The sequence below is a fragment of the Clostridium sp. K13 genome (assembly GCF_019734195.1).
In the GTDB taxonomy this organism is placed as follows: domain Bacteria; phylum Bacillota; class Clostridia; order Clostridiales; family Clostridiaceae; genus Clostridium.
On record NZ_JAASHM010000029.1, the window covers coordinates 29,651 to 40,525 of the forward strand.

11 protein-coding genes are annotated in these 10,875 nt (G+C 28.0%); 3 read left to right on the forward strand and 8 right to left on the reverse strand.

Annotation, left to right across the window (positions count from 1 at the left end):
• Positions 1-42: 42 nt before the first annotated feature.
• A complete protein-coding gene (locus HCG76_RS14150; RefSeq protein WP_221701000.1) occupies positions 43-2,037 on the reverse strand; it encodes an ATP-dependent helicase in 1,995 nt (664 codons plus the stop codon).
• Positions 2,038-2,160: 123 nt separating this feature from the next.
• Here HCG76_RS14150 and HCG76_RS14155 point away from each other — a divergent pair, with 123 nt between their 5' ends.
• A complete protein-coding gene (locus HCG76_RS14155; RefSeq protein WP_221700999.1) occupies positions 2,161-3,627 on the forward strand; it encodes a nicotinate phosphoribosyltransferase in 1,467 nt (488 codons plus the stop codon).
• Positions 3,628-3,671: 44 nt separating this feature from the next.
• On the opposite strand, the gene HCG76_RS14160 is transcribed toward HCG76_RS14155, so the two are convergent.
• Entirely contained in the window at positions 3,672-3,896 is a 225-nt protein-coding gene (locus HCG76_RS14160) for a hypothetical protein (RefSeq protein ID WP_221700998.1), read from the reverse strand.
• Positions 3,897-4,112: 216 nt separating this feature from the next.
• Positions 4,113-4,439, reverse strand: a complete 327-nt coding sequence (locus HCG76_RS14165; protein ID WP_195988842.1) for a hypothetical protein — start codon at positions 4,437-4,439, stop codon at positions 4,113-4,115.
• 226 nt (positions 4,440-4,665) lie between these two features.
• Here HCG76_RS14165 and HCG76_RS14170 point away from each other — a divergent pair, with 226 nt between their 5' ends.
• Both HCG76_RS14170 and HCG76_RS14175 read left to right on the forward strand, forming a co-directional pair.
• The gene (locus HCG76_RS14170) at positions 4,666-5,073 is read left to right on the forward strand and encodes a Fur family transcriptional regulator (RefSeq protein ID WP_221700997.1); all 408 of its coding nucleotides are present in this window, start codon (positions 4,666-4,668) and stop codon (positions 5,071-5,073) included.
• 74 nt (positions 5,074-5,147) lie between these two features.
• Positions 5,148-6,071 (forward strand): hypothetical protein, encoded by a 924-nt coding sequence (locus tag HCG76_RS14175; protein ID WP_221700996.1) that lies wholly within the window; start codon positions 5,148-5,150, stop codon positions 6,069-6,071.
• 146 nt (positions 6,072-6,217) lie between these two features.
• Here HCG76_RS14175 and HCG76_RS14180 read toward each other — a convergent pair whose 3' ends face one another.
• From HCG76_RS14180 to lon, 5 genes are all read right to left on the reverse strand, one after another.
• A complete protein-coding gene (locus tag HCG76_RS14180; RefSeq protein WP_221700995.1) occupies positions 6,218-6,724 on the reverse strand; it encodes a hypothetical protein in 507 nt (168 codons plus the stop codon).
• 108 nt (positions 6,725-6,832) lie between these two features.
• Positions 6,833-7,147, reverse strand: coding sequence for a hypothetical protein (locus tag HCG76_RS14185; protein WP_221700994.1), 315 nt, complete (start codon positions 7,145-7,147; stop codon positions 6,833-6,835).
• A 23-nt stretch (positions 7,148-7,170) separates the two neighbouring features.
• A complete protein-coding gene (locus HCG76_RS14190; protein ID WP_370778508.1) occupies positions 7,171-7,548 on the reverse strand; it encodes a hypothetical protein in 378 nt (125 codons plus the stop codon).
• 234 nt (positions 7,549-7,782) lie between these two features.
• The gene (yihA, locus tag HCG76_RS14195; protein ID WP_221700993.1) at positions 7,783-8,382 is read right to left on the reverse strand and encodes a ribosome biogenesis GTP-binding protein YihA/YsxC; all 600 of its coding nucleotides are present in this window, start codon (positions 8,380-8,382) and stop codon (positions 7,783-7,785) included.
• A complete protein-coding gene (gene lon, locus HCG76_RS14200) occupies positions 8,372-10,702 on the reverse strand; it encodes an endopeptidase La (protein ID WP_221700992.1) in 2,331 nt (776 codons plus the stop codon). The genes yihA and lon overlap by 11 nt, the downstream gene beginning before the upstream one ends.
• Positions 10,703-10,875: the final 173 nt, after the last annotated feature.

Genomic DNA, 10,875 nt, shown 5'->3' on the forward strand with positions numbered 1-10,875 from the left:
TACATTTTTATTATTACCAATTTTATAAAATATTAATTAAAGTTACTTAATTAATATTACTAAGTTATTTTCCATTAATATTCTTAAAGAAAAACTTCTATCAATATCATTTTTAAATTTTAATGTTATTTTATCTCCAGATATAGCTTTAACTTTTCCATCTCCATATTCCCTATGAAAAATAGAATCTCCTTTCTTAATGCCATAATCAACTACATTACTCTCCTCTTCTAAACCACTCTCTAAAATGAATCTTGATACATCACCAAATTTACCTCTTATAGTTTTAGGAGAAAATACATAGAGATTCTTAATGGCTCTAGTTATCGCAACATAAAAAAGCCTTCTTTCTTCTTCTAAATTTTCTTCAATTGATGACTTATGAGGAATAGTTTCTTCTACACAATTAATAATAAATACATTTTTAAATTCCATACCTTTTACACCATGGATTGTACTTAATATTACTCCATCTTGAACTACTTTACTTTTTTCTATCTCTTCTTTGACATTTTGTACGTGTGATAAAAATTCTGTTATACTTCTAAAACCTTCTATTGCACCCTTAAACTCTTCTAATACATCTTCTAAATCGTTAAAATTTTGATTATACTTATTTGAATATTCCCTAAGATAATCAATATATCCAAGAGAAGATATTATATATTGTACAGCACTTCCTAATGAAATTTTATTTAAATAGGCAATTTCTTTCTTTAAATCATCTAACTTCTTAGCTTGAAATGGTGCAGTATCACTTTTATCTATAAGAATATCAAACACTTTCTTATATTCTTTATAAGTTGCTACATAACTTAAATTACTTTTACTAATATACCTAAAAGGTTTATTTATTATATTATTGAAGGCCTCCTTATTATAAGGATCTATAGCTAACATTAAATAATTTATAATATCTTTACATATAAAATGTTCAAAAAAATTATATCCTTTATCTAATAAAACAAAAGGAACCTTTCTCCTTGTAAAAGTATCAATTAAACTTCTCGCTTCCATATTAGTCCTATACAATATTGCATTATTACTATAATCTTCACCAATAAAGCCTTTGATAATATTAACGATTTCTTCACCTTGAAGAAACTCATTATATGGCTTTATAAATCTCATAATTCCTTTTTCTGATTCAAAAGATAAAATTTCTTTATTATTTCTTCCTAAGTTATTAGCAATCAAATTTTTAGATATATCAATTATATTTTTTTTACTTCTATAATTTGTTGATAGATATACTTTTTTTCCATTAGGAAATGATTTATCAAATTCAACCATATACTCAGGTTTAGAACCTCTAAAAGAATATATACATTGATCTTCATCTCCTACTGCAAACAACTCATTTTCTTCATTAATCATTTTTAAAAATTCTATTTGCAACTCATCACAATCCTGAAACTCATCAACTAAAACATATTTAAATAAACTTCTATATTTTTTTAATATATTTAAATTATTCTTTAATAAATATATTACCCTCACAGACAAATCATCAAAATCCCAAAGTTTTTCTTTTTCTTTTTGTTCCTCATACTTTTCATAACATTCCTTAAAAACTTCCATAGATATTGATGGAGAAAACTCTTCTAACTTACCTAATGATGTTTTGAATAATGATATATTATTTAAAACATCTCTAACTTTATCATCATTTACATCATCAAAATATTTTCCTAATACACTTTTTACTATTCCATGGCCTTTACCACCATCTATTATTTTTATATCAAATCCTTCTCTTAATAAAATTTTATAAAACAATCCATGGAAGGTTCCAAAAAAAGGCGCAATCTCCTTTTTAAAAATATTTTTATATCTAGACTTCATATTTTCAGCAGCTGCTCTAGTAAATGTTATAACAATTATATTGCCAACCCTTACATCTCTTTCTTCAATTAAATGGTTAACTCTATTTATTATAACTGTTGTTTTCCCACTTCCAGGAGCTGCTACTACTAATACATTTTTATCCTTAGTATTTATTGCTTTCATTTGATAATTATCTAACTCCATCTTCATATGTGCTCCTTAAATTTAATATACTTTAATTATTACCACTATTATAATACAAATAACTATATTGTAATAATTTATATATAGATGTACAATATCTTTAGGTATTTTTCAATAAAGGAGATAAAAATGGAAAATTTAATGAGATTTGACGTTACTAACGAAAGAAATCTTACAATGCTTGTAGATTTTTATGAATTAACAATGGCTAATGGATACTTTAATAAAGGAGTACAAAACAGAATAGCATACTTCGATATGTATTTCAGAAGAGTACCTGATGGTGGTGGATACTGTGTTATGGCCGGAGTTGATCAACTTATTCAATATTTAAATAGTTTATCATTTACTGAAGGAGATATTAAATATTTAGAAGCAAAAAATATTTTTTCACAAGAATTTATAGATTACTTAAGAAACTTTAAGTTCGAATGTGATGTTTGGGCTATACCTGAAGGAAATCCTGTTTTTCCTAATCAACCTTTAGTAACAGTTAGAGGTCCTGTTGTACAAGCTCAATTTGTTGAAACAATGATACTTTTAACTATAAACCATCAAACATTAATAGCTACTAAGGCAAATAGAATTTGTAGAGCTGCAGATGGACGAACTGTTATGGAATTTGGTTCTAGACGTGCACAGGGTTATGATGGTGCTATATATGGTGCCAGAGCTTCTATAATAGGTGGCTGTGATTCTACAGCATGTACCATTGCAGATAAATACTTTAACGTACCAGCTGTTGGTACAATGGCTCATAGCTGGGTTCAACTATTTGATACTGAATATGAAGCTTTTGAAGCATGGGCACAAACATATCCTGATAATTGCTCTTTACTAATCGATACTTATAATGTTCTTAAATCAGGATTACCTAATGCTATTAAGGTTTTTGATAATATTTTAAAACCTCTTGGTAAGAGACCAAAAGGAATAAGAATTGATTCTGGAGACATAACTTACTTAACTAAAAAATGTAGAAAAATACTTGATGCTGCTGGTTATAGCGATTGTAAAATAATTGTATCTAATTCTTTAGATGAACATATAATCAGAGATGTTCTTTCACAAGGAGCTTGTATAGATTCATTTGGAGTTGGTGAAAGATTAATAACTGCTAAATCTGAACCTGTATTTGGTGGTGTTTATAAACTTGTGGCTGTTGAAAAAGACTCAACAATAATTCCTAAAATAAAAATTAGCGAAAATAGCGAAAAAATCACTAATCCTGGATTTAAGAAAATATACAGATTATTTGATAAAAATAATGACACTGCAATAGCTGACATTATTTCTCTAAACAATGAAAATATTGATGAAAATTCAGAACTTGAAATATTCCATCCAATTCACACATGGAAAAGAAAAAAGATAACTAACTTCTATGCAAAAGAATTATTAGTTCAGATTTTTGAAAAAGGTGAACAAGTATACTCTTCACCTTCAGTATTAGAAATTAAAGATTTTTCAAAAAAAGAAATATCTAAATTATGGCCTGAAATTTTAAGATTTGAAAATCCTCATACTTATTATGTAGATCTTTCTGAAAAGCTTTGGAAGCTAAAGCAAGAACTTTTAATGGAAAATAATCATTAAAAATAATAGTCACTGATATCTTTTTACTTCAGTGACTATTATACTTACTCATCCTTATATCCAACATAGGATGGAATTATATATTCCAAATTTGAATCCTGTGAATACATAAAATCATCATCAATAATTTCTTTAAAAATAACCTTTTCTCCAACTAAATGCTCTACAAAAGGACAAATCTCATCGTTGTTTTTACCCGGACTCATTGGACATTCATTGCTACAACTTACCCGTTCCTTCTTGCTTGACCAAAATGGACATTTACTCATAACCCATACCCCCACTTTATTTGTAAACGAAATCATAAGGCTATTATATAACATAATTATACATAAATAAACCCTTATCCCATTTTTATAATGTTTATACTATTTATTTATAATATAACATATTTTCTCATTAAATCAATATTTTTATAATTTTTTGATAAAAAAATATCAATTTCTCCATAGAAGAAATTGATATTTAAATATTTCATATTAAAATTATTTTACTGCAGAGTTTTTAACAACTGATATCTTAATTATTTCGTTTTGGAATGCTTTTAATAAAGCTTTTTCTAAAACTTTTTGTTGGTCGAAATTTTCAATATCTCTACACTCAGCAAATACTTTATTTAATTCTCCATCAACATTAGTATATGTTAATGTAACATATGGTTTATCGTATTCAACCTTTATAATTTTTAATCCCCAAGAAATTTGAGCATAATCACCATCAACTGTTAACTTAGTTAAAGACTTTAATTTTTCATTTTCAGCGTTTGGATCATTAATTATTAATAGTTCATCGCCTACTTTATATTTTGCCATATACTTTATCCTCCTTTATATCAACATTAATTATAAATTATATTTTATACAATTAATGCATTAAATATGTAATTATTAATTCTTACTCTTCTTATAAAATATCATAATGTGTATAATTTTACAATGAAATTTTAATAAGTTGAAGTTATCAAATAATAAATGTTATTGACAAATAATTATAATTTTTAATATAATGTTATTAAATAAATATAGGATGGTGTACCTTATGGAAGATATAATTCTAACCTTTAAAGAAAAAAAACTTAAATTAACACCTCAAAGACTAGCTGTTTATCAATACTTAAAAAGCACTAGTGAACACCCTTCAGCTGAAACTATTTATAAATCTTTACAACCAAATTATCCTACTATGAGTTTAGCTACTGTATATAAAACATTAAAAACGCTAGTAGAAATTGGACTTGTACAAGAATTAAATGTTGGTGAAGGTAACTTCAGATATGATGGTAATTGCAGCGAGCATGGTCATATACAATGTATTACTTGTGGTAAAGTAGATGATTTACACGATGTTGATTTTTCTCCATTAAATAAAATGGTTGAAGAAAATACTCAATATAGAGTTAAATGGAATAAGCTTTTCTTTTATGGGTTATGTAAAGAATGTCAGTAGAATATCTACTGGCTTTTTTTATTATATAAGTATTTATTATCTCATCTAAACATATACTTAACTGAGGTGATACTATGTTCAATTTTATAACATTAAAAAAGAAATTTTTTATAGCATTAATTATTGCTATTTTTATAATATGTACAAGTATATATATTATAAGTAATACATATCCAAAAAACACACAAACTATCTCTAATAAAACTCTTGAGGATACTAAAGAATATGATTTTGATTGCGATGGGGAAGATGACCAATTAACTGTTATATCAACTAATTCAACATATTCTATAAAAATTAAAAACTCCCTTGGAGAAATATTATTAAAAAGCAATGAATTTGACTACTCTCTATTAGATATAACCTCTTCCTGTACTATAAATATTTCATACTTAGATTTAAACAGAAATAAAGTTCCTGAATTGATTATTAGTGGTTTTAAAAATAATAAACCTACTTTTTATATATTCCAATGGGTAGATACTACGTTTGAAGAAGTAGTCTTTTCTCAAAACAATATTTTAGGAATTCTCGACTACAATAATTCAAGAACACCTAAGATATATACAACAAACTCTACTACCGGAGATAAAGGTACCAACGGCTATATACTAAATTCGCATTCTTTAAAAGATATTACATTTAGTAGTCCTAAAATCCCATCTCTAGGAAACATGCAAACACTTATAAATATTATTGAGGCTGATTATGAATTAGATGATGCACCAGATATATTTACTTCATATATCCCTAGCAAAGAATTAGGTGTATTGTGGAACTTAGATAAATTAACTTATAGATATTCATTTCAAAAAGGTTATTTCTATGATATTTCATGGGATGATTCAGGAAAAGCTACTTCACTATATTGGATTCTTTCCTTTGAAAAAGTTAATTTTACTGATTCAAACAAAAAAACTGAAGAACTCACTTTACATGTAAAAGCTGAATTAGACGAATTAGATGAATATAAAATTTCTTCAATAATTAAGTACTAATAAAAGGCCGCTATAAAAGCGGCCTAAAAGGGGGATGGGGGGGTTTAGCTTTAATGAAGATTTCTCTTCATTTGCTATAGGAGAATACTCTCCGGTACAGTAATAGTATTAACCTTTCTCTTAATTTTATTCACTTATTATTAATATTACTCATCAAATACCCCATCATTATACATCAAAATTATCTTATCTATAAAAGCTCCTCTTTCTCCATTTACAATACTTCTAATAGCCTTTAACATCTGTATGTTTTCATCATTTCTATCAACTTTCCCATCTAATATATCATCATTAACAACTTCACTAGTTTCCTCTTCATCATTATTGGACTCTTTATTAAAATTCATAACATTAGAATTTTGATTCATGGAACTTCCCATAGGATTCATAGCTCCCATTAAATTTCCTAAATTCAAATTATTAAAATCAAATCCTTGTGTATTCATAGACTGTAATAAACTATTTATTTGATTCATGTCTATGTTACCAAACATACTACTTAACAATTGATTAGGATTTATTCCAAATGGTCCATTATTATATGTTTGCCTATTATTCATATTTGCATTATTATTCATATTCGCATTATTTCTATTTTCATTTGCAGTTTCACGTCTAGTATCGCCTCTGCTTTTATGCTTACGCTTGGACATATAATTTCCTCCAATTAATTTCTTTACTCCATTATATGTAATTTAATAATATATGTTTATAATTTAGGACATTTTTTTGGAGGGTCATAAGACCCTCCATCCTCTTAACTAACAGCAGCAGTTACTTTCACAGCAACAGTTGTTTCCTACGTTATTATTTCCTCCAAATAGGCTACCATAGGATCCACCACATAGTAAGAATAATAAGATTATTAGATATGAACAGTTGTTATTAAGAAGTCCTGAACCACATGCAATTAATAAGAATATAATTGGTGCTACACAATTATTTAATCCACCAAATATATTTCCACATCCTCCTGCATTATTTGCTACAGCATTATTACAGCAGCAAGGTTCACAACAACAAGGTTCACAACAACATTCTTGGCAACAACATTTATTGTGTTTTTTCTTTGACATAACTATTCCTCCTTCCTACTAAATTATACTAGGCCAGCATAAGGTAATGCGTTATTTCCGCATCCAAAGCTACCGTTACATAAGAATAGGATAACTAGCAAGAATAAATATCCTCCACCACAATTTCCTAATCCACCAAAGAAACCATTATTTGAAGTATTTCCTCCGCAACAACAATTACTACTTGTGTTACATCCACATCCATATCCAGTGTTTCCAGCGTATCCGCCACATCCACCTTGTCCAGCATAGAATAAAATTAATAATATCCAGATCCAGCTTCCAAAGCCACATCCTAAATTACCATTACCTCCAAAGCCATTACAGCCTTGATCTACTGGAGGATAGCTTGGACATTCAATGTCATTTAATTCATCAATCATATCATGCATACTAGGCATATTAACATTCCTCCTAAGGATTTGATTTTTTTGTTTTTATACTATATACTATTCTTCTCAATGTTATTTGACACCATTTTCATCTCTTTCATGATATTTTTTTCTTAAAATTTCTTAATTTTAATTTTGATGCCTCCCTAACATTTCCCCTCTCTACTAATTATTCTAAATAGCTATTAAATGTGATAAATATTATAAAAAAAATAGCTACCCTTATTTGGGTAGCTATTTCATTTAAACTTGTGCTTCTTCTGATAAATCTTCAAATATATTGTTTATAAGCTCATCTTTTCCTTTTTTATTTAAAGATGAGAAGAAGTAAAATTTATCTGTACTTCCAAGTCCTAATGTTTCTTTTATTAACTTTCTACTTTTTCCAAGATCATTATTAGAAAGCTTATCACTCTTTGTTGCTATAACTATACAATCATAATCAAAGTGTTTAATCCATTCATACATCATGATATCATCAGCTGTAGGTTTATGTCTTGAATCAACTAAAAGTATAACTCTCTTTAACTCTTCCCTACCAGTTAGATACATTTCAATAGTTTTTCCCCAGCTTTCCTTTTCCTTCTTAGATACTTTAGCATATCCATACCCCGGTAAATCTACTAGATAAAAGTCATCATTTATCAAGAAAAAGTTTATAAGTCTTGTCTTACCAGGTGTTTGAGATACCTTAGCAAGTTTTTTTCTGTTTGTTAAAGCGTTTATTATAGAACTCTTACCTACATTAGATCTTCCAACAAAGGCAATTTCATTTCTACCATCAATTGGGTATTGATTTCTCTTAACTGCAGATATAATAAACTCAGATTTTTTAATTATCAATTTTATCAACTCCGATTAATGCATTTTGTAATACTTCTTCAACATTATCAGCAAATATTAAATTTAATTTACCTTTAATTGAAGTAGGTATTTCATCTACATTCTTTTTATTTTCTTTTGGTAAAATAATTGTATTAATTCCTATTCTATGTGCTGCTAAACATTTTTCTTTAACACCACCAATAGCTAATACTCTTCCTGTTAAAGTAACCTCTCCAGTCATAGCTATATTTCCCTTTACCTTATTTTTTGATAAAGCAGATACTAATGCAGTAACTATTGTTACGCCTGCAGAAGGTCCATCTTTAGGAACAGCCCCTTCCGGAACATGGATATGAACATCATTTTTCTTATAGAAATCCTCAGGTATGCCATATTTATGGCCATTAGCTCTAACATAACTATAAGCAGCCTTAGCAGATTCTTGCATTACCGAACCTAATTGACCAGTTAATTCCAACTTGCCATTCCCTTTCATAACTGCAACTTCAACTGGTAAAGTATCTCCACCATATGCAGTCCAAGCAAGTCCAGTAACAACTCCAATTTTATCATCCTTTTCTTCATTTTCAAATTCAAATACAACTGGACCTAAATATTTTTCTAGCTTACTTGTAGAAACTGTTAAACTCTTTTTCTTACTTTTAATTAATTCAGTAATAGCTTTTCTAATAACCTTATTAATTTGTCTTTCTAAAGTTCTAACCCCTGATTCTCTAGTATATCCATTTACTATTTCTTTTATAGTATTATCAGAAATTTTTATTGTTTTTTCATCAACACCATACTCTTCCATAGCCCTTTTAAGCAGATGGTTTTTAGCAATATTGAACTTTTCTTCATAAGTATATCCTGATACCTGAATTATTTCCATTCTATCAAGTAAAGCTCTAGGTATAGTATCTAGCGAATTGGCAGTTGTTATGAATAAAACATTTGATAAATCAATTTCAACTTCCATAAATGCATCTCTGAAAGCCTTATTTTGATTTTGATCTAAAACTTCCAATAATGCATCTGCTGGATTACCTTTATAGTCTGAACTTAATTTATCAATTTCATCTAATAAAATCAACGGATTACTTACTTTAGCTTCTTTTAATGCATAAACTAATCTTCCAGGCATTGCACCTATATAAGTTCTTCTATGTCCTCTTATTTCAGCCTCATCACGAACTCCACCTAAAGAGATTCTTACAAACTTTTTATTTAATGATTTAGCTACTGATTTAGCTATAGAACTTTTCCCTACTCCTGGTGGACCAACTAAGCATAAAATAGGTCCTTTTAAAGATTTAGTATATTGCTTTACTGCTAAATATTCTAAGATTCTTTCTTTAACTTCTTCTAATCCATAATGTTCTTCATCAAGTATTGTAGAAGCCTTTTCTATATCAAATGAATCCTTAGTAGTCTTACTCCAAGGTAATGCAACAACCCAATCTAAATAACTTCTAATGCTATTTCCATCACTTGAGTTAGATGATTTTAGCCTTGATAACTCATATTCAGCTTTTTCTCTAACTTCCTTTGGCATTTTAAGCTTCTTTAATTGTTCCGTATATTTATTTATCTCTCTTTTTTCTTCATCTTCTCCAAGCTCTTCTTGAATAGCTTTTATTTGCTCTCTTAAGAAATATTCTTTATTACTTTTATCAAGCTTAGTTTTTACTTTATTTCCTATTTCTTTTTCAATTTGAATTATTTGTATTTCTTCATCAATAAAGACAAGTAACTTTTCTATTCTTTCATGAACATTGATAGTTTCTAAAATTAATTGCTTCTTTTCATCCTCTAATTGTATATAAGCAGCAATTAAATCTGTAACTTTACCTAAATTTTTCTCTTGCTCCATCATTTGAAGAACTTTACTATCATCACCTTCTGTCACATGTATATATGCAGCAAATGCCTTACCAAGCTGATTTCTAAAAGCTAAGTCTTCATTAGTTTCAACATCTTTTTCAGATTCTGATATTTTTTCTATAACACCCCTAAGATGATTATCTTTTTCTTCAAATTCTAATAATGTAGCTCTTTCTATTCCTTCAACCAATACTCTTGTAGTTCCCTTTGGAAGCTTAAGTATTTGCTTTATTTTACATATAGTTCCTATTGAGTACATGTCCTCTTTTTCATTTGGCAACTCAACTTCTGGATCTTTTTGTGTAACTAAAAATATTTTACCCTCTTGTAGCATTGCTTCTTCTAATGAAGCAATAGACTTTTCTCTACCAATATCAAAATGTATAATCATATTGGGAAAAATAGTAATACCTCTAAGAGGAATTAACGGTAATAAAATTGAATCTGTATTCATTTTCCCCCTCCATTCTAAAGACTATCTTATTAATACATTTAACTTTTCCATTATACACATAAATACATCTTTTTTCAACTTCATACACCAAATAGTTAAACTGCGAACTACAGTGAGAACGAAAAATGGAATATTACTTTTCCGGGAAGCGGTGAAATTTTCACTTTGAATTT